At 67.1% G+C, this 24,306-nt stretch carries 22 protein-coding genes; 9 read left to right on the top strand and 13 right to left on the bottom strand.

Annotation, left to right across the window (positions count from 1 at the left end; genetic code table 11):
• The first annotated feature begins 5 nt into the window (after positions 1 to 5).
• The 3 genes from ACFVWG_RS39815 to ACFVWG_RS39825 are packed head-to-tail and all read left to right on the top strand — an operon-like array spanning position 6 to position 3,363.
• The gene (locus ACFVWG_RS39815; protein ID WP_391548710.1) at positions 6 to 857 is read left to right on the top strand and encodes a TatD family hydrolase; all 852 of its coding nucleotides are present in this window, start codon (positions 6 to 8) and stop codon (positions 855 to 857) included.
• Positions 854 to 1,999 carry a metabolite traffic protein EboE gene (eboE, locus tag ACFVWG_RS39820; protein WP_391548711.1) on the top strand — a complete coding sequence of 382 codons (1,146 nt, stop codon included), beginning with the start codon at positions 854 to 856 and terminating at the stop codon, positions 1,997 to 1,999. Before ACFVWG_RS39815 ends, eboE begins: the two co-directional genes overlap by 4 nt.
• Positions 1,996 to 3,363 (top strand): alkaline phosphatase family protein, encoded by a 1,368-nt coding sequence (locus ACFVWG_RS39825; RefSeq protein ID WP_391548712.1) that lies wholly within the window; start codon positions 1,996 to 1,998, stop codon positions 3,361 to 3,363. The genes eboE and ACFVWG_RS39825 overlap by 4 nt, the downstream gene beginning before the upstream one ends.
• Positions 3,364 to 3,696: 333 nt before the next feature.
• On the opposite strand, the gene ACFVWG_RS39830 is transcribed toward ACFVWG_RS39825, so the two are convergent.
• Both ACFVWG_RS39830 and ACFVWG_RS39835 read right to left on the bottom strand, forming a co-directional pair.
• A complete protein-coding gene (locus tag ACFVWG_RS39830) occupies positions 3,697 to 4,764 on the bottom strand; it encodes a hypothetical protein (RefSeq protein WP_391548713.1) in 1,068 nt (355 codons plus the stop codon).
• A 194-nt stretch (positions 4,765 to 4,958) separates the two neighbouring features.
• Positions 4,959 to 6,209: an FAD-binding oxidoreductase gene (locus ACFVWG_RS39835; RefSeq protein ID WP_391548714.1), complete on the bottom strand. Its 1,251-nt coding sequence runs from the start codon at positions 6,207 to 6,209 to the stop codon at positions 4,959 to 4,961.
• 102 nt (positions 6,210 to 6,311) lie between these two features.
• Here ACFVWG_RS39835 and ACFVWG_RS39840 point away from each other — a divergent pair, with 102 nt between their 5' ends.
• Positions 6,312 to 8,435, top strand: coding sequence for a GH92 family glycosyl hydrolase (locus ACFVWG_RS39840; protein ID WP_391548715.1), 2,124 nt, complete (start codon positions 6,312 to 6,314; stop codon positions 8,433 to 8,435).
• On the opposite strand, the gene ACFVWG_RS39845 is transcribed toward ACFVWG_RS39840, so the two are convergent.
• From ACFVWG_RS39845 to ACFVWG_RS39855, 3 genes are all read right to left on the bottom strand, one after another.
• On the bottom strand, positions 8,386 to 8,877 hold the full coding sequence (locus ACFVWG_RS39845; RefSeq protein ID WP_391548716.1) for a HutD family protein: 492 nt from the start codon (positions 8,875 to 8,877) through the stop codon (positions 8,386 to 8,388). The two genes, ACFVWG_RS39840 and ACFVWG_RS39845, sit on opposite strands and share 50 nt — an antisense overlap.
• Positions 8,878 to 8,906: 29 nt before the next feature.
• Positions 8,907 to 9,218 (bottom strand): hypothetical protein, encoded by a 312-nt coding sequence (locus ACFVWG_RS39850; RefSeq protein WP_391548717.1) that lies wholly within the window; start codon positions 9,216 to 9,218, stop codon positions 8,907 to 8,909.
• Between the two features lie 132 nt (positions 9,219 to 9,350).
• Positions 9,351 to 9,794, bottom strand: coding sequence for a winged helix-turn-helix transcriptional regulator (locus ACFVWG_RS39855; protein WP_391548718.1), 444 nt, complete (start codon positions 9,792 to 9,794; stop codon positions 9,351 to 9,353).
• A 53-nt stretch (positions 9,795 to 9,847) separates the two neighbouring features.
• On the opposite strand from ACFVWG_RS39855, the gene ACFVWG_RS39860 reads away from it, so the two are divergent.
• The 4 genes from ACFVWG_RS39860 (at position 9,848) to ACFVWG_RS39875 (ending at position 13,476) form a co-directional block, all read left to right on the top strand.
• Complete coding sequence (locus ACFVWG_RS39860) at positions 9,848 to 10,582, top strand: alpha/beta hydrolase (protein ID WP_391548719.1); 735 nt, start codon at positions 9,848 to 9,850, stop codon at positions 10,580 to 10,582.
• An 8-nt stretch (positions 10,583 to 10,590) separates the two neighbouring features.
• A complete protein-coding gene (locus ACFVWG_RS39865) occupies positions 10,591 to 11,976 on the top strand; it encodes an FAD-binding oxidoreductase (RefSeq protein ID WP_391548720.1) in 1,386 nt (461 codons plus the stop codon).
• A gap of 114 nt (positions 11,977 to 12,090) precedes the next feature.
• Positions 12,091 to 12,870, top strand: a complete 780-nt coding sequence (locus tag ACFVWG_RS39870; RefSeq protein WP_391548721.1) for an SDR family NAD(P)-dependent oxidoreductase — start codon at positions 12,091 to 12,093, stop codon at positions 12,868 to 12,870.
• Between the two features lie 27 nt (positions 12,871 to 12,897).
• Positions 12,898 to 13,476, top strand: coding sequence for a nicotinamidase (locus tag ACFVWG_RS39875; RefSeq protein WP_391548722.1), 579 nt, complete (start codon positions 12,898 to 12,900; stop codon positions 13,474 to 13,476).
• On the opposite strand, the gene ACFVWG_RS39880 is transcribed toward ACFVWG_RS39875, so the two are convergent.
• From ACFVWG_RS39880 to ACFVWG_RS39905, 6 genes are all read right to left on the bottom strand, one after another.
• Entirely contained in the window at positions 13,469 to 15,001 is a 1,533-nt protein-coding gene (locus ACFVWG_RS39880; protein WP_391548723.1) for an AbgT family transporter, read from the bottom strand. The genes ACFVWG_RS39875 and ACFVWG_RS39880 overlap by 8 nt on opposite strands.
• Positions 14,998 to 15,912: an alpha/beta hydrolase family esterase gene (locus ACFVWG_RS39885; protein ID WP_391548724.1), complete on the bottom strand. Its 915-nt coding sequence runs from the start codon at positions 15,910 to 15,912 to the stop codon at positions 14,998 to 15,000. Before ACFVWG_RS39885 ends, ACFVWG_RS39880 begins: the two co-directional genes overlap by 4 nt.
• Before the next feature lie 181 nt (positions 15,913 to 16,093).
• Positions 16,094 to 16,822, bottom strand: a complete 729-nt coding sequence (locus ACFVWG_RS39890; RefSeq protein WP_391548725.1) for a creatininase family protein — start codon at positions 16,820 to 16,822, stop codon at positions 16,094 to 16,096.
• Between the two features lie 11 nt (positions 16,823 to 16,833).
• Positions 16,834 to 17,529, bottom strand: a complete 696-nt coding sequence (locus tag ACFVWG_RS39895) for a FadR/GntR family transcriptional regulator (protein ID WP_391548726.1) — start codon at positions 17,527 to 17,529, stop codon at positions 16,834 to 16,836.
• Between the two features lie 32 nt (positions 17,530 to 17,561).
• Positions 17,562 to 19,067 (bottom strand): glycoside hydrolase family 20 protein, encoded by a 1,506-nt coding sequence (locus tag ACFVWG_RS39900; RefSeq protein WP_391548727.1) that lies wholly within the window; start codon positions 19,065 to 19,067, stop codon positions 17,562 to 17,564.
• A gap of 10 nt (positions 19,068 to 19,077) precedes the next feature.
• On the bottom strand, positions 19,078 to 19,905 hold the full coding sequence (locus ACFVWG_RS39905) for an alpha/beta hydrolase family esterase (protein WP_391548728.1): 828 nt from the start codon (positions 19,903 to 19,905) through the stop codon (positions 19,078 to 19,080).
• 87 nt (positions 19,906 to 19,992) lie between these two features.
• On the opposite strand from ACFVWG_RS39905, the gene ACFVWG_RS39910 reads away from it, so the two are divergent.
• The gene (locus ACFVWG_RS39910; protein WP_391548729.1) at positions 19,993 to 20,574 is read left to right on the top strand and encodes a TetR/AcrR family transcriptional regulator; all 582 of its coding nucleotides are present in this window, start codon (positions 19,993 to 19,995) and stop codon (positions 20,572 to 20,574) included.
• Between the two features lie 683 nt (positions 20,575 to 21,257).
• Here the strand turns inward: ACFVWG_RS39910 and ACFVWG_RS39915 are convergent.
• Both ACFVWG_RS39915 and ACFVWG_RS39920 read right to left on the bottom strand, forming a co-directional pair.
• Positions 21,258 to 22,673, bottom strand: coding sequence for a DUF222 domain-containing protein (locus ACFVWG_RS39915; protein ID WP_391548730.1), 1,416 nt, complete (start codon positions 22,671 to 22,673; stop codon positions 21,258 to 21,260).
• Positions 22,674 to 22,791: 118 nt separating this feature from the next.
• Complete coding sequence (locus tag ACFVWG_RS39920; RefSeq protein WP_391548731.1) at positions 22,792 to 24,264, bottom strand: M1 family metallopeptidase; 1,473 nt, start codon at positions 24,262 to 24,264, stop codon at positions 22,792 to 22,794.
• Positions 24,265 to 24,306 lie beyond the last annotated feature (42 nt).

The raw sequence follows: 24,306 nt of genomic DNA on the forward strand, positions 1-24,306 counted from the left end.
GACCGATGCGCATCTTCGACCCGCACATCCACATGACGTCCCGGACCACCGACGACTACGCGGCGATGGCCGCGCACGGCGTCCAGGCCGTCGTCGAACCGGCCTTCTGGCTCGGTCAGCCGCGGACCAGCGCCGCGTCGTTCGTCGACTACTTCGACGGGCTGATCGGCTGGGAACCGTTCCGCGCCTCGCAGTACGGGATCAAGCACCACTGCACGATCGCCCTGAACCCGAAGGAGGCGAACGATCCGCGCTGCCGCGAGATCCTCGACGTCCTGCCGCGGTACCTGGCCAAGGACGGGGTGGTCGCCGTCGGCGAGGTCGGGTACGACTCGATGACGCCGGCCGAGGATTCCGTGTTCGCGTCGCAGTTAGAGCTCGCTGTGCGCTTCGGGCTGCCTGCGCTCGTGCACACGCCGCATCGCGACAAGGCGACCGGTACGGCGCGCACGCTCGACGTGGTCCGGGAGTCGGGGATCTCGCCTTCGTTTGTTGTTGTCGACCATCTGAACGAGGTCACGGTCGAGGAGGTCGCGAACTCGGGGTGCTGGATGGGTTTCTCGATCTACCCGGACACGAAGATGGACCCGGACCGGATGGTCGCGATCCTGCAGCGGTTCGGTCTTGAGCGGGTGCTGGTGAATTCGGCCGCCGACTGGGGTCGCTCCGATCCGTTGCGGACATATGCGACCGGTCAGGCGATGCTCGCCGCGGGGTTCAGCCCGGCCGACGTCGACAAGGTGCTGTGGCAAAACCCGGTGGAGTTCTACGGTCAGTCCGGGCGGCTTGACCTTTCGGACATCGAGCCCGCCGACAACTACGCCGGGAACTCGATCCTGCGGGGGGCTCGGGCATGAGGTTCCGGCATCCCGACGGGTCACTCGTCCATCTCGCGTACTGCACGAACGTTCATCCGGCTGAGGATCTCGACGGGGTGATCGCGCAGCTCGACGGCTGTTCCGCGTTGGTGCGGAAGGAGCTCGACGTACCGGTTCTTGGGGTTGGTTTGTGGCTTGCACATCAACTCGCTGATCAGCTGGCGAACTCACCCGACGCGCTGCATCGACTGCGAGTCGCGCTGTCGCGGAACGGGCTGGAGGTCGTGACGTTGAACGGCTTCCCGTACGCCGGGTTCCACGACGAGGTGGTCGGGAAGAAGGTCTATCTCCCGGACTGGACTCAGCCGGAACGACTCCATTACACCCGCAACCTGGTCGACGTACTGGCTCAGTTGCTGCCGCCGGACGCGTCGTACGGGTCGATCTCGACGCTGCCACTGGCCTGGCGAGACCCGTGGACTGTTGAGCAGGACACGCGGGCGCGGGCCGCGGTGAGTCGGCTCGAGGTGCATCTCGCGCGGACCGAGGAGTCGACCGGACGGCAGATCCGGGTGGCGTTCGAGCCTGAACCCGGTTGTGTGATTGAGCTGGTGCCGCAGGGTGCGGAGTGGCTTGCTCCGTACGGCGAGGGTGGGCGGATCGGGTTGTGTCTCGACACGTGTCATCTGGCGGTGCAGTTCGAGGAGCCGGCCGAAGCATTCGCTGTGTTGGATGCAGCGGGGGTTCCGGTCGTGAAGAGTCAGGTGTCGGCGGCTTTGCATGTGGCTGATCCGGGTGATCCGGAAGCGCAGCGGTTGCTGGCGGAGTTCGCCGAGCCGAAGTTCTTGCATCAGACGCGGGAACGCGGTGGGCTCGGGATCGACAATCTGGATGCTCGCGATCAGCTGGCCGGGCGGGATGCTTGGCGGGTGCACTTTCACGTGCCGGTGCATGCGGCGCCGCGACCGCCGTTGAGCAGCACGACCGACGTACTGGAGGATTCGCTCGCTCACCTCGTCGGGGGTGCGCATCCGCGGACTCAGCATCTGGAGTCCGAGACCTACACGTGGTCTGTGCTCCCGTCGTCGCCTCGCGATACGGCGGAGCTTGCCGAGGGGATCGCCGGTGAGCTCGCCTGGTTGCGGTCGCGGATCACTGCGCTTGGTTTGGAGGCCTTGTGAGTCGGCAAGTGGTGGTCATCGATGTGGTCGGGCTGACGCCGCGGTTGCTGCGGAAGATGCCGCGGCTTCGGTCGTTGCCGTTGACAAGGAATCTGGGGACGGTGTTGCCCGCGGTGACGTGTTCGGCGCAGGCGACGTTCCTGACCGGTTCGCTGCCAACTGAGCATGGGATCGTGGGGAACGGCTGGTACTTCCGGGACCTCGGTGAGGTGTTCCTGTGGCGGCAGCACAACCGGCTCATCCAGGGCGAGAAGGTATGGGACATCGCCCGTCGCGCCGAACCGTCGTACAAGGTGGCGAACGTCTGCTGGTGGTACGCGATGGGCGCGGAGACCGACCTGCTGGTGACGCCGCGGCCGATCTACTACGCCGACGGGCGCAAGTCGCCCGACTGCTACACGCGGCCGGTGTCGCTGCATGATCGGTTGACGTCGCGGTTGGGCGACTTCCCGCTGTTCAACTATTGGGGGCCGACGGCAAGCATGAAGTCGAGCCAGTGGATCATCGACGCGGCCCGGGACATCCTCGCCACGGATTCGCCTGATTTGTTGCTGACTTATGTGCCGCATCTGGACTACGACCTCCAGCGGTACGGCGCTTCGTCGGTCGAGGCGACGCGGGCTGCGATCGAGCTGGACGCCGTACTGGCTCCATTGCTCGATGATGCGGAGGCTCGGGGTGCGACGGTCGTCGTACTGTCGGAGTACGGGATCACGGATGTCAGTCGTCCGGTCGATGTGAACCGGCTGCTGCGTCGTGAGGGCCTGCTCGAGGTGCACACGCAGGACGGGATGGAGTACCTCGACCCGTGGGCGTCGCGCGCGTTTGCGGTCGCCGATCACCAGATCGCGCATGTGTATGTGCGTGAACCGGCTGACGTCGACCACGTGTCGAAGCTTCTGGCCGGTCTGCCCGGAGTGGCCGACGTACTGGATGCCGAAGGCAAGAAACAGTACGGTCTCGACCACGACCGGGCCGGTGAACTGGTGGTGGTCGCCGAGCCTGACGCCTGGTTCACCTACTACTACTGGCTGGACGACGAGCGGGCTCCCGACTTCGCTCGCGCCGTCGAGATCCACCGCAAACCCGGCTACGACCCCGCGGAACTCTTCTTCGATCCTCAGGATCCCTTGGTCAAACCCCGCGCGGCCTCCTACCTCCTACGCAAGAAGCTCGGCTTCCGCTACACCATGCAGGTAGTCCCCCTCGACCCATCCCCCGTCCGAGGCTCCCACGGCCGCCTCCCCGACAACCCCGAAGACGGCCCCGTCTTCCTCAGCTCGGACCCCGCTCTGGCCGGCGAAGGCCCGATCCCGGCAACCGCCGTACGGGATCTGATCCTCAAGGCCGCGGGTCTCGCCTGAACCCGGACCTGCCCCACTCACCAAGTCCCCTCAGAAGCGTTTCCCGGCCGCCGTTTGAGCGTGGCGGCCGGATCGCCGCGGAGGTTGGTGAGTGGGGGCGGTCCGCCCCCGCCGTTCACCACCCGTCCTCACCGACTGCCCACCACCCGCGCACATTTGACGGGATATCCCTTCGAACTGTCGGTTCTCCCCTCAAATATCGAGGGGAGAACCGACAACCTCAGGGGTTATCCGTTGAAATTGCCGGACTCCACCGTCTACCGGATCACAGGTGTGACCAGCCTCTGAGCAACACCACAGGGCCCACACCTGTACGGCGTGGGCCCCGTGTGCTCACATGATCGAGTTGGCGCTGATGGTGAAGCCGGTGTTCACCGGGGCACCGGCGTTCGTGAAGCAGTTGACGTCGCGGACGACCAGGTCGGGGCCGGACGACATGTTGAACCAGAAGGTGTTCATTCCGCAGAAGTTCGAGTTCGAACCGTAGGCCGTGACCTGGACGGTGTTCTGCGGGAAGGCGATCTTCGGGAAGGTCACCAGGGAGAGGCCGGTACCGGCGGCCAGGATGGTGTTGGCGCCGAGGCCGAGGACCGAGTTCAGGTTGGTCGACGGTGGGCCGGCCGGCGGCTGGTTGAGGAAGTAGCCGTAGTACTTCGGCGGAATCGCCGCGCCATAGAGGGAGACCTTGTACTGGTAGGTCAGCGTGAAGCGCGTGTTCAGCAAGGCGCCGGCGGCGTTGAAGCAGAGCACGTTGACGTCTTGGCCGCTACCGCTGGAGACCCAGTTGCGAACCTTGCAGCGGGCCCCCTGCTGCGGGTTGACCGCGGTTGCCTGCAGGCTGCCGTCGAGGATTCCGCCGGCGACCAGGCTCGGGAACTTCACCTGGTACTGCCCAACACCAAGGTTCGTCGAGGTGTTGGGAGCGCCGGCCGAGTTGTACTGGCTGATGATCCCACCGCCGGCAGGTGAGTCGACGTACCCATAGGGACCGGGCGCCGGCCCGCCGGAAGCCCGGACGAAGAAGACGCTGAAGCTCGACACGTCCAGCGCGCCACCGACTCGGTAGCAGGCGATGTTGATGATCTCGTCGGCGCCGGACACACCCCAGCTCTCCGCCTGGCACCAGTGCGGCGCGTTGTTGATCGCCGTCACATGGACGACGCCCTGCGGTGCGCCCTGGCCGACCAGCTTGACCTGGTAGCGACCAAAAGCGACCGGTACGACGGTGCTGCCGCCCGGCCACGTGCCGGTCGGCACCACGGCGCCGGCGGTCTGGTCCCACAAGGCCCAGCCCTTCCGGTCCGGAACGGCGGCGTCGGCGGCGGGTGCGGCAACGGTGAGGAAACCCGCCAGGATCAACAGACTTGCTGCGAAGCGGGCGGGCAAAGACAGTCGTGGCATCGGATTCCCCCCTCAGGAAATAGGTGACCGATTACTGGGGGAATGCAAGCATGCACACTCGGCGATTAGCAAGAGCCTAATGTCAGGAATTGTTTCCGTAGAACGTTTGTTTGGGCATTAAAGAATGCAGCACAAATTAGCCGACCCAGCCACCGGCTCACTGGTCGGAGTACCGGACCGGCCGCGCTGATACATCAGCGACCGGGCAACGGCGTCGCACTGAACACGCTGTGCGGATCCAGGTACTCCTTGAGTGCCAGGAGCCGTACGGCGTTCGGTCCGTACGCGACCGCGGTCTGCGTCGCGTCGTCGGGGCCGAGGAGGTTGGGATAACCGCCGGGCAGCGAGTACGGCGCGAGCTCGGCACTCGCCGTACGGGGCCAAACGCCATCGCCACCGACCTCGATGAGCTCGACCATGAAGTGGAACTGGCGCTCTCCGAAGGCGGCACTCTCGACGGGGGTCCGGGTGGCCGCGCCGTGGAAGTGGTGGATGTTGATGAAGGTACCGGGGGTCGCACGCGCGGCGTATGTCTCGAGCAGCGTCGACACCACTTCCGGCGTGAAGCCGGTGACGTTGCGGGTCCGGATCGCGTAGTGAACCCCGTCCGGGAAGGCGCCGTCGAATTCGCGGAGCTTGGCCAGCGGCGACTTCACGTCGACCGAGGCGTTCAGAGGGGTACCGAGTCGCCCGAAGGCGTCCAGGACGAGCTTTCCCTGGGCGGTGTCGCCGGACCACGTCGGCGACACGACGACCGCCGGACCGTCGACGATGGCGATCACCGACGTGAGCTCGTCCGGACCACCGTCGAGGAGTTCGCCGTACCCGCGCAACACCTGCTCGGCCTCCACCCACGCATAGGTGAAGGAGCCCGCGAGCACCTCCGTCAGCGGGTGGAGGGCAACCGAAGCAGACGTGACCACGCCGAAGTTGCCGCCACCACCACGCAGCGCCCACAGGAGTTCGGCATCAGCCTGTACGACGTTGCCGTCGGCAAGAACGACCTCCGCACCGAGCAGGTTGTCGGCCGCCAGACCGAATCGACCGCTGAGCGGGCCGTATCCCCCACCGAGCGTCAGCCCGAGCAACCCGACCGTACCGACCGTGCCGGTCGCGACCGCGAGTCCCTGCCGGTCCGCAGCCTCGGCGGCGTCCGCAGCAGTCGCTCCACCACCGACGGTCGCGACCTCGCCGTCGATCGAGACCTGCCGCATCCGGGTCAGGTCGATGACCAGACCACCGGCGCGCAGCGCGCGACCGGCCCAGTCGTGGCCGCCGCCGCGGACCGACAGCGGCAGGCGGCGTTCGCGCGCCTCCGCGATCGCTTCCTGGACGTCGGCGGTCGACGTGCACAACGCGACCAGTGCCGGGCGTTGGGTGACGGCGCCGTTCCAGATCGCGACAGCGGCGTCGTACGACGGTCCTTCGGTGACGAGTTCAACCATATGACCCAAACTAATGACGTCGAGGTGTGACCACCCGGCCTCCGGGGAAAGGCTGCCCGGAGACCCCGCACTGTCTGCCCGAAACCACTAAGGACTTGCTCGATGAACCAGCGTGAGGCCGTCGACGACATCGACCCACTGATCGGAGCACTCACCACGCTCCCCGACACCGCCTGCGGGAAGACCTTCCCCGGGCCGGTGACGCCGTTCGGGCTGGTGCAGCTCAGCCCGGACACGATCAGCGGCGGCGATCACGGCAGCGGCTACTCGGCCGACATGGACACCATCGAGGGGTTCAGCTTCACCCACCTCGGCGGGATCGGTTGCTACGGCGACCTCGGCAACCTCCAACTGATGCCCCAGACAGGATCATTGGTGACCGGTCGGGTGGCGGCCAACAGCCCGTACAGCAACCAGGTGGTCAGCGCCGGCTACTACGCGGTCGACCTGGACCGGTACGACGTCCGCGTCGAACTCACCGCCGCACCACGCGCGGGGATGCTCCGATTCACGTTCGCCGACGACCACCCGCGGATCAAGGTCGACCTGGCCCGCCGGATCGGCTTCGACGGCTCCCATTCGGTCGAGCAGTCCTTCACCAAGCTGGACGCGTACACCGTCGAGGGCTGGATGCGCTGCGACCGCACCGGCGGCGGCTGGATCTGCGGCAAGGGACCCGAGTACACGGTCTATTTCACGCTCACCTTCAATCGCCGGATCATTGCCTTCGGCAACTGGGAAGGCGACGAAGTCCGAGCAGACACAGCCTGTACGACGATCGCGGCGGAGGCGGGTTTCGTTGCCGAGTTCACCGGATCCGGGGAACTGCTGGCGAAGGCGGGCATCTCCTACACCAGCCCCGAAGGCGCCCGCCGGAACCTCGCCCACGACCTCCCGGACTGGGGCTTCGACGCCGCCGTCGCCACGACCCGGCGACTGTGGTCGGACGTACTGGAGAAGGTCGAGATCGACGGCGGCACCGCGGATCAGCGGCAGATCTTCCGGACCGCGCTCTACCACTCGATGATCGAACCCCGCCGCTTCTGCGACATCGGCGCTGACGACTCGTACGAACGCCGTACGGTCTTCAGCGGCTGGGATGTCTTCCGGGCGCAGATGCCTTTGATGACCATCATCGACGAGAAGGTCGTGACCGATCAGATCCGCACGCTGATCGACCTCACCGACTCCGGACGCGTCCGAGGCCTCGCACGCTGGGAACTCCTCGGCACCGAGACCGGCACCATGCTCGGTGACCCCGCGATCAACATCATCGCCGAGGCCGTCCTCAAGGGGATCGTCGACTTCGACGTCGAGAAGGCTTATCGCTTCAGCCGCGAGGTAGCCCTCGGTCCGGCCGGGCGCTCGAACCGCGGCGACCTGGAGAACTGGCTGAAGCTCGGCTACTCCACCGGCACGGAAGCGCTGTCCACCACTCTCGAGAACGCTTACAGCGATCACGCGCTGGCCCGGCTGGCCGAACACCTCGGCGACGACCCGCAACCCCTGGATGCGAGCGCGCAGAACTACCGCAACGTCTTCAACCCGGACGTCGGCTGGTTCCGCGGCCGTCATTCCGACGGCTCCTGGATGGGTCCGGACGAGGGTTGCGCCGAGAGCAACCCGGAACAGCAAGGCTGGTTCGTACCGCACGATGTGGCCGGGCTGATCGAGCTCGTCGGCGGACCGGACCTCTTCATCGAAAGACTGAATGCGATCTTCGAGAACACCCCACCGGCCGACCTGATGAAGTGGAACGACTTCTACAACCACTCCAACGAGCCCGTGCACCAGATGGCGTTCATGTTCACGTACGCCGGTGCGCCGTGGCTCACGCAGAAGTGGTCCCGCTACATCTGCGACCACGGCTACGGCACCGGCCCGGAAGGCCTTGGTGGCAACGAAGACTGCGGCCAGATGTCCGCCTGGTACATCTTCGCCGCAGCCGGCTTCTACCCCGTCTCACCGGTCGACAAGGTCTACATCCTCGGCAGCCCGATCTTCGACGCCACCACGTTCCGCACCACGCGCGGCACGGAGTTCGCCGTACGACGAACTGGCGCCGGCATCCACGTGGAGAGCGCGACCCTGAACGGCGTACCGCTGGATCGGGCCTGGATCACGCACGACGAGGTGATCGCCGGCGGTGAACTCCACCTCCGGATGACCGAGTCAGCTACGGATTGGGGCTCAAAGCAACCACCGCCACCACTCCGTCACCGCTGACCTCAAGAGCCGGGTCGCGGACGACATCGAGCGGACCAAGCACCTCGCCGTCGACCGTCAGCGACCCCGCCAGCACCACGAGAAATCCGTTGAAGCCAAAGGACTGCTCCCCGTTGATCCGCTGACAGACCACCTCAGCCGATGCCTGTCCACGCCGCGTCATCACGTTGAAGTTGACCGTGGCAACTGATGTGTCGGCCCAGACCTCAGCCTCACCAGGGAACGCGAACGGCTCGAACGGCCGAAGCACCTGAACCACACCACCCGGCATCGTCAACGCCAGCTGCTCACCGGCCACCAACGTGATGATCCGGTCGACCTCCGGGAACGTCGAGAACGCTCCCGGACGGTCGACCTCAGCGAAGCTCAGCCGCCAGGCGAAGTCGGGCGAACCCGACTGCGCCACGTCGTACGTGACGCCCTGACCGTTCTTCCACGGCACCCGGCGATGGCCGGCCCGCCGGAGCAGGATCAGTGCTGGTCCTGGTTCACCTGCGGGGCCTCCGACCGGCGGGCCAGGGCGCCGCGGACGAAGTTGACCACCAGGAGCACCGGCAGGATGAACGCCTGGAAGAACATCATGTAGCTGCCGCCCTGGAAGATGAACGCCAGGTAGACGCCGTAGCCGAGGAACGCCGCGCCCACGACGCCGCTGAAGATCCTCGCCCCGTTCGACTGCCCGCCGACGTTCGCGAGCGCCATACCCACCATGATCGCGCCGCTGAGGCACAGCAGCACGACGTACCACGAGAACGTCGGGTCAAGCCCGAAGTCGATGTTCACAAGTCCCCACCAAAAGATCGCTGTCGAATGAAATCCCCCGGCGGGACCGTACCCGATCAGACGGGGCAACCGACACCGAATTGCAGCAACGTGCAACAGAAACACCTGCCGAGCGGGGCCGGCCCGGCGATCTCAGGAACCCACCAGGTCGATGTTCTCCCTGGATACCGCCTCACCACAGTGCCTGCACCGGTAGTCGATCTCGACCCCGTGACCACACGAGTGGGTGGCAGCACTTTCGCCATCATGGAAGACCCACTTGTCGCCCCACAGCGCCAAGCCGAGCAACACTGGCCGGAGCTCCTCACCCGCGGCCGTCAGGTGATACTCGAAGCGCGGCGGACGCTCGCTGTACTGCCGACGCTCGATCACGCCCGCAGCGGCGAGCTTGCGGAGCCGATCGGCCAGCTTGTCCCTGGACGCGCCGGTATTCCGCACGATCTGGTCGAACCTGTGCACGCCGTAGGACAGCTCACGAATAGCCAGCAGAGTCCACCGCTCCCCCAGCACCTCCAGGGATGCGGCCACTGGACATGCTCGCGGAGCAACGGCGGGATGATCCACAGAATCCGTCACCGCCTCAGCGTAGTCGATTGCGTTTCGCAACGCACTCCGCATAGGCTCGCCGAGTGCATTGCGATTCGCAACTAACTCAGCCCACCCTGGTCCTGGTCCACGGCGCCTTTCATCGCGTCTCGATGTGGGACCTGCTCATCGCCGAACTGCCCGACGTCGCCGTCCAGACGGTGCAACTGCCCTCCAGCGCACCCGTTCCCGTCCAACGGCTGGGGAGCATGTACGACGACGCGCTCCGGATCCGCGATGTCGTGACCGCCATCGCGGGGCCCGTGGTCGTCTGCGCGCACTCCTACGGCGGAACGCCGACCTCGCAGGCCCTCACCGGAGTTCACAACGTCAGCCGGCTGGTCTACCTCAACGCGTTCGTACTGGACGTCGGCGAGTCGATGCTCGGCAACCGCGGCAACACCTATCCCCCGCACTGGCAGGTCCACGAGCCCGAGGGGTATCTCGTGATGCGCGATGCCGAACAGGTCTTCTACAACGACCTGGACCAGCAGGCCGCCACCCAGGCCGCCGCCGCGCTCGGGCCGCAGTCCCTGTCATCGATGGTGCAACCTCTGACCCAGGCGGCCTGGCGGTCGATCCCAGCCACCTACATCCTGGCGGATCAAGACGCCGGCGTCCCGCGCGCGATGGGCGAGCGATTCGCTCAACGCATCGGCACCGTACGCCGAATGGACACAGGCCATTCGCCCTTCCTGTCGCAACCGGCGCAGACAGCGGAGTTGCTGCGCGAAGAGCTACTGCTTGCCACCGGCAACCGACCAACCGCTGATCGGTAGGACAACTCATGACAATGACTTGGAAGAACGAGGACCGGACTGTGAATGGCTTGATCGAGCAGTTGCGTCACCACGTCGGCGGCCGGGTGCTCGAAGCCTCCGACGCGGAGTATGACGCGGAGCGGCGGGCCTGGCATCTGCTGGTCGATCAGCAGCCGGTAGCGATCGTGCAGGTGGCCGATCTGGCGGATATCCAGGCGACGGTGCGGGTGGCCGCGGAGTACGGCGTACCGGTGATCACACAGCCGGGTGGTCACGGCGCCTCGAAAGCCACTGCCGGTCCGGGCATCCTGCTGCGTACCGGCGACCTGACCGGGATCGACATCGGCGCGGAGACCGTCCGGGTCGAGGCCGGGGTGAAATGGCGTGACCTGAACGCAGCTCTCGACGGGACCGGGCTGAGTTCGCTGCCGGGCAGCAGCGGAGACGTCTCGGTCATCGGTTATCTCCTCGGAGGCGGCTATAGCTGGTTCGGACGCAAGTACGGGTTGGCTGCGAATCAGGTCCGGTCCTTCGGCCTGGTGGATGCCGACGGCAACTTCCAGCACGTCGCGGCCGATACCGACCCTGATCTGTTCTGGGCGCTGCGGGGCGGCGGCGGCGAGTTTGGGGTGGTCACGTCGGTGGAGCTCGAGTTGACTCCCTGCGACACGATTCACGGCGGCCGGATGCTGTGGCACTACGAACACGCCCGCCCAGTACTACGGGCCTTTGCCAGCGTCACGTCGTCAGCACCTGACGAGCTGACCGTGTGGGCATGGCTGCTGAATGTCCCGGATGCACCGTTCGTCCCCGCGCCGATGCGCGGTCGCTGGATGGTGGCGATCGATGTTGCGTTCCTTGGCGACATGTCCGGGATGGACGAGTTGATCGCACCGATCCGAGCCGCCGGTACGCCGTTCGCCGATGCGCTCGGCGAGCTCCCGCTCGCCGAGGTGGGCCGAATCTCCCAAGAGCCCGAAGATCCCATGCCGGCTGTCGGACGGGCCGGGCTGCTGACCGCGTTCGGCGACCAGGCCATCGACGCGTTGCTCGATGCGGTCGACGCGGGACTTCCGCTCGTCGGCGCCATTGAGGTACGCCACCTCGGCGGCGCCTTCGCGCAGTCCGGCAAAGCCGACGGAGCTGGCGGCCCGGTCAGCGAGCCCTACTTCCTACTGACCGGCGGCGCCGCCTTGGCGCCGGAGCTGGAACAGGCTGTGGACACGGCACTGCTCGGGCTGCTGGACGCGGTGAAGCCATCGCTGAGTGATCGCGTCCCGGTGAACTTCGCCATCGAGGAACCGATCGAGCGCCTGTACCCGGCTGAGACGTTGTCCCGGCTCCGCGAGATCAAGAAGCGGGTCGACCCGGCCGCCCTGATTCGTGGCAATCACCCGCTGGACCAGCAGTAGTGAAAGTCGCGGAGCGGCTCCGCTAGATCCAGGCGGAGCGTCGACAGTTGCCAGGAAGTAGTTAGTCGGCTAAATTCTTCATGTAGTCGGCTAACTATCTCATGGGAGCGGTTCATGGAGCTGGGACTGAACAACGCGGCGGTACTCGTGACGGGTGGGTCGTCCGGGATCGGGCGGGCAGCGGCGATCGCCTACGGGCGGGAGGGCGCTCGGGTCGCGATCACCTACGGGTCGCGGAAGGAGGCGGCCGCGGAGGTGGTGGCCGAGATCGAGGCGGCCGGCGGGCAGGGGTTCGCCGTACCGATGGATCTGAACGACGCCGGGTCGATCGAGGCCGCGGTGGCTGCTGTTGTCGAGCGGTGGGGTGGGCTGGATGTCGCGGTTGGGAACGCGGTCAACTGGGGAAGTCTGGGGTTCCACGGGCGGCCGGAGAAGATCGAGGACGCGCCTGAGGACTGGTGGACCGAGGTGTTGCGGGCCAACCTCGAAGGCAACTTCCGGTTCGTGCAGCAGGTCGCGCCTTCGTTGCGGCGGTCGGAGGCCGGGCGGCTGGTGCTGGTGTCGACCGATGTCACCGCTCGCCCGCTGCCGGGTTCGTGGCCGTACGGCGCCGCCAAGGCGGGGCTGCACGGGCTGGTGATGGCACTGAGTCACGACCTCGGTGCGGACGGCGTTCTCGTGAACATCGTGATGCCCGGAATCACGCTGGAGGACGGCAAGCACCGGGTGCTGCCGAAGGAGGCAACCGACCAGATCGCGCAGCAGTTCAGCGCGCGCCGGCTGCCGGAGGCGACCGAGGTGGCCGACACGATCCTGTTCCTGACCTCACCCCGGACCCCGGCGATCCAGGGTGAGATTATCCGAGTGACCGGGGGCGCCCTTTTGCACCAGTAATCGCATCGTGCCTTGTACCGTGGGGACATGACTCGGGCACTGATCGTGGTGGACGTGCAGAACGACTTCTGCGAGGGCGGGAGCCTGGCCGTGAGTGGGGGCGCCGATGTGGCGTTCCGGATCGGCGAGCTGGTGCACAAGTGGCACGAGGCCGAGCCCGACGAGCGCGAGTACTCGCACGTCGTGGCCACCCGGGATCATCACATCGACCCGGGTGACCACTTCTCCGACGAGCCCGATTTCGTCAACTCCTGGCCGCGACACTGCGTGGCCGGGACCGACGGCGTCAGCTTCCACCCGAACCTGGACCCGCAGCCGTTCGACGCGATCTTCGACAAGGGTGAGTACGAAGCGGCGTACTCGGGCTTCGAGGGCAAGTCCCATGAGGGCGGGCGCGGCCTTGCCGAGTGGCTCCGCGAGCACGGCATCACCAAGGTCGACGTCTGCGGGATCGCCACCGACTACTGCGTGCGGGCGACCGCCCTGGACGCCCGCGTCGAAGGCTTCGGTACGACGGTCCTCACGGGCCTGACCGCCGGTGTGGCCCCCGGCAGCACGGAGCAGGCCCTGAGCGACCTGCGTGCTGCCGGGGTCAACCTCACCTGACCGGAGCTCCCGGCCCGAGCGGGATCCCGAGCGCCCACCAGATCAGGAACAACGCCGTCCAGGCGATGGTCATCGCGATCGCCAACGGCACCGTGTACGACGCGAGCGTGCCGACGCCGGCGTCCTTGCGGTACCGCTGCAGGAACCCGAGCGCCATCACGAAGTACGGGCTCATCGGCGTGATCGCGGTCGAGCCCGAGTCGGCGATCCGGAAGAGCGCCTGGGTGGTCTCGGCCGGCACGTTCAGCAGCAGCATCATCGGGACCAGGATCGGCGCGGTCAGCGACCACATCGCCGAACCACTGGTGACGAGGATGTTGATCAGCGTCAGCAGCACCAGGATGCCGAGGAAGATCACGATCGTCGGCGCCCCGAGATCGCCCAGCCAGCGGGCCGATTCGGCCGACAGCAGGTCGCCGATCTTGCTCCAGCTGAAGTAGGCCAGGAACTGCGCGATCGCGAAGAACAGCACCAGGACCGGTGCCATCTGCTTGATCCCCTCACCCATCAGCTTCGGTACGTCGCCGGCCCGCTCGATCGCCTTCACGGTCACGCCGTACGTGATGCCGACCAGTCCGAACAGCACCGCGACAACCATCGCGATCCCGTCCAGGAACGGCGACTCGACGATGCTGCCGTTCTCGCCACGCAACGGTGAGTTGTGCGGAACCAGTACGGCGATGATCGCGACCGCCGCGATCCCGAACACGATCGCGGCCCGCCGCAGGCCGGTCCGCTCCACGGCGGACAGCGTCAGCGCGTCCGGATCGTCACCGGGAGCATCCGGATCGGCCTCCAGGTCGTCCCGCTTGCTCAGCACCAACCGCGTGACGAGCGTGATCACGAGCGCGAGCAGTACCGACGAGGCGATGTTGAAGAACCAGTTCGACAGCGGCGAGATCGACGCGTTCGGATCGATGGTCTTGGCCGCGGCCTCGGTGATACCGGCGAAGATCGCATCATTCGGCGTCGGGATCGGACTGGCGTCGTACCCGGAAGCGATCGCGGTGTAGGCGACCACGATGCCGAGGATCGGCGATCGGCCGACCGCCCGAAACGCCAACCCACCAAGGGGAACCAGGATGATGTACGCCGCCGCTGACGCGACGTGGGCCATCGTCCCGGCGAAGGCGACCGCGAAGACCACCATCGACGTCGGGACCCGGGAGACGCTGACCTTCATCAGCGACTGCAGGAATCCCGTCCGCTCGGCGAGCGCGACACCCATGATGACAACCACGATCGTGGCCATCGGCGGGAACTCGGCGAAGTTCGAGATCGCTGTGGACACAGCCATCTGTAAGCCGTCACCGGACAACAGATTCTGTACGGCGACTTCCTTGCCGTCCTTCGGCGAGATGACCGAGACGTCCAGCGCGGCCAGGATCGCGCTCACCACGGCGAGGATCGCGGACAGGATCCAGAACAGCCAGAACGGATGCGGTAACGCGTTACCGGCCCGCTCGATGACCGCCATCGCCCGGACCAGGCGTGGCAGCTCCTTCGTATCGGTTGCGGTGCTCATCGCCTGTGCTCCTTGAAGAACTTGCCCATCAGCTCATGTGCTTCGAAGGTCTGAGTCACATAGCCCGGACCCGAGGTTGCGTCCGAACCCGGCCAGGTGTGGCCGCCGTCCGTCACGGCGACGTGCACCACGTCAGCGTCGCACCCCTTGTAGGTGTACGTCAGAACGTCATCGCCTTGCTGAGACACCCTCGGGTCCTGATCGCAATGGTTGCGCACCGACCAGTCCCGAACCCACGTCTGTACGTCGGGGAGGTCGCGCTGACCGTCGCCGCCGTACGGGATCGTCGTGTCACCGGTGCCGTGGATGTCGAGGACAGGGATTGGCCGACTCGGCGCGCAGCGACCGCCCTCGATGTAGAACGCCCCGGAGTCCGGTGCGATCGCCGCGAAGGTATCCGCCATCTTGCAGGCGAGGATGCCGACGAAGCCTGCGCCGTTGGACTTACCCGTCGCGTAGACCGCGCGAGTGTCGACGCAGTAGTTGGCTTCCAGCTGGGCCAGCAGGTCGGCGGTGAACTTCACGTCGTCGACGCCCTTGGCCGCGTACGGCGCGCCCTGCCACGCCTGCTTGCCCTCGTCCCCGATCACACCGTTGGGGTAGGCAACGACCGCATCCAACTTCGACAGGTCGGAGAAGGCCTCGGTCTGGGCGCCGGTCTTGCCGCGGCCGTGGAAAACGAGGATGAGTGGGTAGGTCTTGGACGGCTTGTAGTTGTCCGGCACATGCAGCCGGTACGTGCGCGTCAGACCGCCACTCGCGACGGTGTAGTCACCGGTGGCCGCGGCCTTGCCACAGCCCGCCGTACGGGATGCAGTGGATGCAGTTGCTGTGGGCAACATGGTGGCGGCAGTCACCAGGCCGGCCGCCGCCACAATCGCAGCAACAGTCTTAGGGCGTGCGAATCTCATCAGGGGTGCCTCCTCAGGCGAGCTCCCTCCCGCACCATCTGATGGGTTAACCCATCAGGTTGTGGGTTCCCCACCCGCATGCGGGTCTATAACCCACAACCTCGTGGGTGAACCCATGAGATGCGGTCGGGTGGGGGGTGCGGCGGGACGGGGTGAGCGGGGGTGCGAGGTACGGGTGAGGTCAGGCCGAGAGGAGCTCGTCGGCGAAGGCGGCTATCCGGTCGGCGGCGGTCTCGACGAGGAGTCGGCCGGCCTCGGCAGTGGCGGTCCGGGGATCACCCAGCACGCCACGCTTGTGGTACTCGTCGAACCCGACCGAGATCCGCGGCCCCCGACCGCGACGGGCCAGCCGGGCCGGGACGGAGAGCTCGTCGAGCGTGGTGGCGCCCGGCTCCAGGCGGTCGGCCTGAACCAGGTCCGGCGCCAGATACAGCATCTGCGCGGTCTCGGCCTCCCCAGCGTGGCCGTGCACCTCGCTGACATCGGTGATCAGGTCGGACACCACTTCGGTGACGGGTGTCCAGACGAAGGTGAGGTCCTCGCGCAGGTACTCCTGCGAGAGCACCGACAGCGCGGCGTTGTTCCCGCCGTGCCCGGTGACCACGAGGAACTGCTTCCAGCCATGGAGATTCAGGCTGGTGATCAGATCCCGGAGCACCTGCATGAAGGTTGCCGGTGACAACGACATGGTGCCGGCGAAGGCGAGGTGGTGCGGCGAAACGCCGTACGGGACGACGGGGGCGATGACGGCTCGGCCGGCCAGTCGCTCGGCGACCCGCTCGGCGACGCCGACCGCGCGCACGGTGTCGGTGGACATCGCCATCCCGCCGCCGTGCTGCTCCTGCGCACCGACGGGGATGATCACGAGCGGCGACCGGCGAACCGCCTCGGCGGCCTCGTCGGTGGTCATCTCGGCGAGTTTCACGACTGCCCCCAGGCGTCAGCGGACTCCACGGCAGCCCGGATGTTGTCCAGATGTTCCCGGGTGAGGCGCTCGGCGCGCTCGGCGTCCTGCGCCCGTACGGCGTCCACGATCGCCTGGTGCTCCTCGTGATCGCGCGTGCGGTTGTCATACAGCGCGCGGATCTGCTGCTGCTCGCGGAGCCGCACCTTGAGCAGCGAGGCCAGCACCTCCTGCAGCAGCGGGTTGCCCGAGGCGCCAGCGAGCTCGATGTGGAAGTTCAGCGCGAACGACGGTCCGCCCGGCGGGACGAGTGCGTTGGTGACCGCGGCCTCGAGCCGCTCCAGGTTCTCCGGCTGACGCGCGGCGGCCGACTGAGCGGCGATGGCCGGCTCGATCACCAGGCGGGCGCTGATCAGCTGCAGCACCGACTCCTTGGTGATCGGCGGCCGGTGCGGGTTGGCCAGGACCACGTTGTTGATGGTGGGGCCGACGTACGTCCCGGAGCCGTGCCGGAACTCGACCGCGCCGGTCGCCTCCAGCTTCCGCAGCGCCTCCCGAATGGTCGGCGTGGTGATCTCGAAGCGTTTCGCGAGCTCACGCGCCGACGGGATGGCGTCACCAGGGCCCAGCCCGCCGTCCCGGATGATGCCGAGAATCGACTCGGTCAACCGGTCGGACAGGCTGGGGGGCGCTTCGGACGCTGAGTAAGTCACAAAGTGACTAAATCACTTAGCCTCTCTGGTGGTCAAGGGCTCGGGGCCGAGCCGACCGCGGCGATCAGCCCCGCGAACTGGGTGTAGAACGGCGGCGCGGGACTTCGCCACGTGTGCTGAGCCATCACCCGCAGCCGCGGATACACCTCCGCGGCCAGCTGTTGCTCGTTCTGCCGATCAGGCTGATCGCACCACAGGTGCAGCTCGGCGCCGAGATTGTCTGTCGCGGGCAGCCTGCTGCCATCGACGAACAGGCCTGGGTCCCAGGCGTCGTACATGACCGCCGGCGCAGTGTTGAGCAGTGCGCCGAACCCGCCCACGGTGTAGTACGTCGGCGTGATCGAGGCATTCATCACCTTGTGGCCCGCGGCAACCAGTTCGGCCGGGCGCCAGGCCGGTCCGACCCACGGCGTCAGGCCGCTCATCGACCAGTGCTCGACGACGACAGCCGGGTTCACCGTGAGCGTGCCGCCGGTCCGGGTGAGGCCGTCGTTCCACATCCGCGTGGTCTTGCCGGCCGCCCGGACGATCCCGTCGGCCCAGTTCACGAAGCCGAGATAGGCGTCCTGACCGGTGGCCGCCGGTCCGTAGCGCTGCTTGGCGTACCGCTCGAGCTGTGGGTACTCGGCGAAGTTCTGCACGTACTCGTCCGCACCGATATGCCAGTAACGGCTGGGGAAGAGTGGCAGGAACTCGGTGATCAAGTCACGCATCAGGTCGTACGCCGCCGGTTGCGACAGGTCGATGTTTCCGTGCTGGACCTGACCGTTGGCGTTGACCAGCTTCAGTTCGGGATGAGCGGCGAGGCTCGTCTGCATGTGCCCGGGGAAGTCGAGCTCGGGGACCACCTGGATGCCGTAGCGGCCCGCGTACGCGATCAGCTCCCGGATCTCCTGCTTGCTGTAGTGCTGCTCGGCGGTGATCTCCGGATGGGTTGCGCTCTCCAGCCGGAAACCGTGCTCGTCGGACAGATGGAGGTGCAGGTAGTTGAGCTTGAGATAGGCCATCTCGCGAACCTGAGCTCGTAGCCAGCCGGGACTCAGGTACTTCCGGCCGAGGTCGACCATGAATCCCCGCTCCTGGTACGTCGGCCAGTCGCGCACCCGGCCACCGGGCAGGCGGGTCTGTTGGCGGAGCAACTGGAGAACCGAGCGGGTGCCGAGCCGAACCCCAGCCATCGCACCCTCGACGCCAAGCACCTGCCCTATCTGCAGCACATAGCCCTCGGGACCGCCGGACGCCGTACCCAACCGCAGCTCGATGTCGCCCGGCAGCACCGGGCCGCCGACGACGTAGCTGACCGGCCGGTTCATCACCGTGGCAAGATCCTCGGCCAGCAGCCGGGCCGGGCCGGCCAGCACGGAGCCGGCCGCGACAACCTTGCTGCTGCTCGTGAAGGTGTAGCCGACGCCTCCGGGAGCCCACTCACGCACAGCCGGGATCGTCGGTGGCAGGACATCCGTTCCACCCCGTGCGGGAACGGATGTCGTGGTGATGCCGACCAGTAGCGCCACGAGGGCAAGCAGTACTCGCTTCATGCGGGCGAGATCACGGCAGCCTGTGGGCGGACAGGAAACTCCATGCGCGCTCGCGGAAGTCCTCACCGGCTGCACCGGTCGGGTACGCATGCCCGAGGCCCTGGTACGAGCGCCAACTGACCGCGACGCCGGCAGCGCAACCTCCGTAGGTCTGGGCGGTACCGTCGGCGACCGGCTCAGTCACGGGCACCGGAGAACATTTGTTCCGTGCGACCCACTCGTCCCGGGTACGGCGACCCTCCGCGATCGGGATCAGCGGGTCACTCTCGCCGTGGAAGAGTGCGACCGCGATCGGCCGGCTGGGTCCGCAACCGCCGAAGGTGTTCGGCGACCCGCCCATGAATCCCGCGGCCGCGGCGAAGGTGCCTGCGGCGTCGCACGCCGCCCGCTGACTCATCCACGAGCCGAGGGAGCCACCCTCGACGTACACGCGCGAGCGGTCGACACAATGCTCGGCGGCGATCTGGTCGACGACGTCGCGGAGGAACCCGACGTCGGGCGACCCCACCGCCAGATTCCAGTTCAGGTCACCGGCTGGGTAGGCCACGATGAACTTCTTCGCGTCGGCGGTCTGGCTCCAGCCGGTCGCCTGCTCCTGGAAGAACGGCGCCGAGCCGAGTCCGTGCAGGCTGAGCAGGAGCGGGGCGCTGCCGGTCAGGCCGGCCGGGACCCGGAGATTGTAGGAGCGGGTGGAGGTGGGGAAGAAGCTGCGGGTGACGGTGCCGCCGGTAGGCGCGAGGGAGCAAGCCGTGGCGGCGACGGCTTGCGCGGTGGCGGTCGCCGGCGTTGCCGCGAGGGCACCGGTGACCAGGGCGAGGCTGAGGAGCAGACGACGCATGACATTTCTCCTGGGGGTCGGGGCGGGACATACCCGACGGTAATGTAAGAGCGTTCTTACGTCTACGCCTGGCACTAGGGTTGGGTTGTGGCTACTGGCACCCGCGACCGAATCATTGACGCGGCTCTCGCGCTGTTCGCCGAGCGAGGTGTCGCCGCGGTCCCGGTCACCGCGATCGAGGCTGCCGCCGGCCTCGCCGCCGGCAGCGGAGCCTTCTACCGGCATTTCCGGAACAAGACCGAGCTGGTCGACGCCCTCGTCGACCGGGAGCTCGCCCGAGCGCGCGACAGGGTGCCGCCGGCCCGCGGCGAGGCCGACGGCGAAGCCACCGAGCAGCTCGCCACGCGGCTCCGGGCCGACTTGGACTTTCTGCGCGACCTCGGTCCACTCATCCACATCCTGGTGTGGGAGCGCGGGCGGAACCCAGACCTGGTCGAGCGGCTGCGCTCAACGGCGTTCGAGGCCAGCATCGAGTCCGGGATGGCCGAGATACTGTCCCTCGCGCCGCCCCAGGCCGTGCGGGACGACCCCGAGGCGGCGGCCCAGGTGATGCTGTCCGCAATGGTCGGCTTCTTCCTGGCCGAGGAGTACTACGGACGCCCGGCCGGTCCCGTCTCCGCAGAGCGGTTCGCTCGCGCTCTCGCCTCGCTCCTCACCAGCGGGCCGTAGGCCGGAACATCTCTGCTGTGGCTTGGGCTGGGGTCGCTTCCAGTGGCGAGGTGCTGTGTGCGGTGGGTGGCTCGGGTCCGGTGCGGGGTCTTCTCGCCCAGCGGGGTTTTGGGTACCCGGTGAGGGAATTCTTTCCGTTGGCGGTGGGCTGGGGAGGCTCGGCCGGAGACGTCTGGGGATGGTTGCTCGCCGCTTCGGCCGATTAGAGGCGGGTGGCTGGCCGCCGCAGGGGCTAAGGGGGCTGGCGAGGTCGGCGACCGAGGCTCAGGTTGTTTGAGGTTACGTGCTGTGGTTGCGGCCAGCAGCGAGGAGGCCTGTGAGGTGACTCGCCGCGGTGGTTTTAGAGCGGGACAGGCGGCTTGAGGTCCCGTCCGTCTCCGGTTGCCCCGTCCGGGTGGTTTGGGTGGAACGCTTTGTGCAAATGGCGACCAGAAGTTTCCGCGCTACCGCACCTCACGCACCCCAGCCGCAACCATCTCCTCACCAGCCCACAACGCACATCCAGAACTCGTTAACAGACCCCGCCGGTGGGGTCGGGGCGCCGCGGCGGGACGTGCCAGTGCCCCCGGAACCCCGAGTGGTGATTGGGGTGCGGGGGTGACTGGACATCTGTGGGGTGGCCGGGGCCGCGCAGGGGATCTGCGGGTGTCGTTGCCGCCCAGGGCCACGTGGGCAGCAACGGCTTACGGGCCGGAGGTTGGGGTGGCGTTGATTCCCCAGGGATCGAAGTCGCTGGGCACCCCTGACCTCAGCCTGGCGCTGAAGGCCTCACGGCGGGCGGCCAGGTCCGGATCGGGAAGAGCCCTGCCGGTCGGGAGCCTGTCGGGCTGTTCATGGACCGGGTTACTCACGACACCGGCGCGGGCGCGGGTGGTGTGGGCAGGGGTGGCCCAGCTGATGGCAGCAGCCAAGACAGCAGGATCGGTGACCGCTGCCGGGTCGGCCCAGGGCGGGCGGGTGACCTGGACGATGCCGTCGGTGATGGAGATCGTCCACTGGCGTGCGTGGACGGCCCGGTGGTGTGAAGCACACAGCAACGCCAGGTTCTGCAGGCTGGTGGGACCGCCGTCGGCCCAATGCTGCACGTGGTGGGCGTGACACATCCACGGGGGTGCCTTGCACACCACACAACCCTTGTCGCGTTTGTTCAGCGCGCGGCGGATGTAGCGGTTCACGAAGCGTTGCTCGGTGCCGACATCGAGCGGCTGCGAGTCGCCGCCGAGGACGATCGGCAGGACGGCGGCGTCACAGGCGAGCAGCCGGACAGCCGAGGCGGACAGGTTGCCCCCGAAGAACAGTTCGCCGACCGCACCCGTCGTACCGGCCTTGAGATCGTCGAAATCGATCGTCACCGTCAGATGCGGGATCCCTGGGTAGTCGGGGTTTCCTGCTGCCGCATCCAGGATCACGGCCAACGCGTCGGCGCGGCGCTCGTCCAGGGACCGCGGATCACGATCCCCGTCAACGGTCTTGTGCGGCTTGGACAGGGCGTGGATCTGCGTGGTGAGCTGTTCACCGCTCGCACCGGGCAGGAACCCCGAAAACGTCACACCGCCGTCGACCTGCCGCAGCCGCAGCGACCGCTTCGCGTGGGCGTCGTCCTCGGCCGGTTCGGCACCATCGGTGTCGAGCCGCGCGAGGACATCGCGGCCAACGGCGGCCAGTTCGCGCGGATCGCGGTCGCGGGCCAGGCCGACCAACTGCTCCTCGGCGACCTCCAGCACGTCCACCGGCACACTCGAAGGAGCCTTCTCCAACGTCTCGACAATCACCCGCCCCTGCGCAGGGCGCACCGTCGCCGGACGGGCTGGGTCCGTCGGATCAGGCAAGGCATCAGCCACCGCCGGATACTTGGGCAGAGCAGCGATGTACGCGAGGTCTTTGCGGACCTCGGTCGGGATCAGTCGATAGCGCGTCGACAAGAAATCGACGGTGTCACGGGCCCCAAGCTCTTCGGCGGCACCCATCTCGTCCAGCCGCCCGCTCGCCTGCAGGATGAAGGTCTCAAGCATCGCCTTGGCGGCATGCGCGGCGTCCAGACCAGCCACCAGCCCGCTGACATTCAGCGAGTACACCGGGGGCAAGGCCAAGATCTCCATACCTCAAAGCATAGCCACGCCCACCGACAGTTTTCGACCAAAAGCCCTTATATACAAGGGAAAGTGTGGGCAATTTTGGGGGCTGATTGCCTACTCAACTTGCCCACACCCAGTTGCCCTAGGCCGGACCGACCTTCCAGTCCGGGTGCCCCGGCATCGCGGGGAGCGTCTTGCTGTAGAGCCAGGACCGGAGCAGCGGCCCGAGGTCGCGACCGGCCACTGTCGACGCGAGCCGAATGAAGTCCTCGGTCCCGGCGTTCGAGTTCGCGTAGCGGTGTACCCAGGCGCGCTCGATCGCTTCGAACGTCTTCGCCCCGACCGTCTGCTGCAGCGCGTAGAGCGTCAGCGCACCACCCTGGTACGCCGCGCTGCTGTACGGCCGAATGGGCGCTGCATCCCCCTTCCAGGTGCTCGGATCCGGGTTCGCGATCGGTCCGTTCACGAGCAGGTCGTTCCCGGCCTCCTCGTACGTATGCCGCATCGACTTCTCGACCGACCAGCCATGCTGCGCGGCCGACCACTGGTTCGTGTAGAAAACCGCGTGTCCCTCGTTGAGCCACAGATCGGCCCACCGCCGCGGCGAGACCGAGTTCCCGAACCATTCGTGGGAGACCTCGTGCAGGACGACGCCCGCCGTACCGTTGTTCTCGAACCCCTCCTTGGTCATCGCGTCGGCCGCCATCAGCGTCAGCCCCTGCGTCTCGAGTTCACCACCGAGCGCCGAGACATAGGCGCCCGCCTCCGTCCCGGGGAACCGGCCGAGCCGCTGCTCCATGAATCTGATCGACCGGTCGAACGACGCCAACTGCGGCTCGATCTCCTTCAGCTGTGCGGTCGGTACGGCGTATCGCAGCGGCAGGCCGTGCGGACCGGTCCGATGCAGGACGGTGAACGGGCCGACGCCGATCTGGATCAGCTCGGTGGCGATCTTGCGCCCCTCCCGGAAGACGCGGGTGGTCGCGTCGCCGTGCTTGCGGACGCTGATGAGCTTGCCGTTGGCAATCGAGTTCAGCGTGGCCGGCGCGGTGACCGAGAAGGTGGTCGGTGCCTTCTGAGCCGGGTGATCGCTGACGGCCATGATCCGGCGCGCACCGGACGGCTGGTTCACGGTCTGCACCCAGCCCCCGTAGCGTTGCAGACCAGGCGGAAACGGATCCTTCTCCGTGGCCTGCGGAAGATTGTTGCGGACGTCGACGCGGACGACGAAGCGCAGGTGCTTCCGAAGCGACTTGGCCGGGGTGATCACCAGTTCGCCTTGTGGGGTGGTCTTCCAGGTCGTCGGTACGCCGTTCACCCGGACGCCGGTCACCTTCGGACCGAGCAGGTCGAGGTCGAACGAGCTCAGGTTCTGCGTCGCCCGCGCGGTCAGCGTCGTGCTCGCCGTGTACGACGCGAGCCCCTTGGCGAACCGTAGGTCGAGTCGCTGGTCCAGGACGTCGTACCCGCCATTGCCGAGCTCCGGCCAGACCTTGTCACCGACCCCGATCGAGCCCGCCGTACCGGATGAAGGTGCCGCCGAGGACGGTACGGCGAGGCCGACGGCGGCCAAGGTGGTCAGGGCAACGGTTGCTACGACAGGTCTTGTGAACATGCCTCGAATCTAGGCACTCCGGCACCCGCATTCGTCGGACCT

Source organism: Kribbella sp. NPDC058245 (assembly GCF_042882005.1).
In the GTDB taxonomy this organism is placed as follows: domain Bacteria; phylum Actinomycetota; class Actinomycetes; order Propionibacteriales; family Kribbellaceae; genus Kribbella.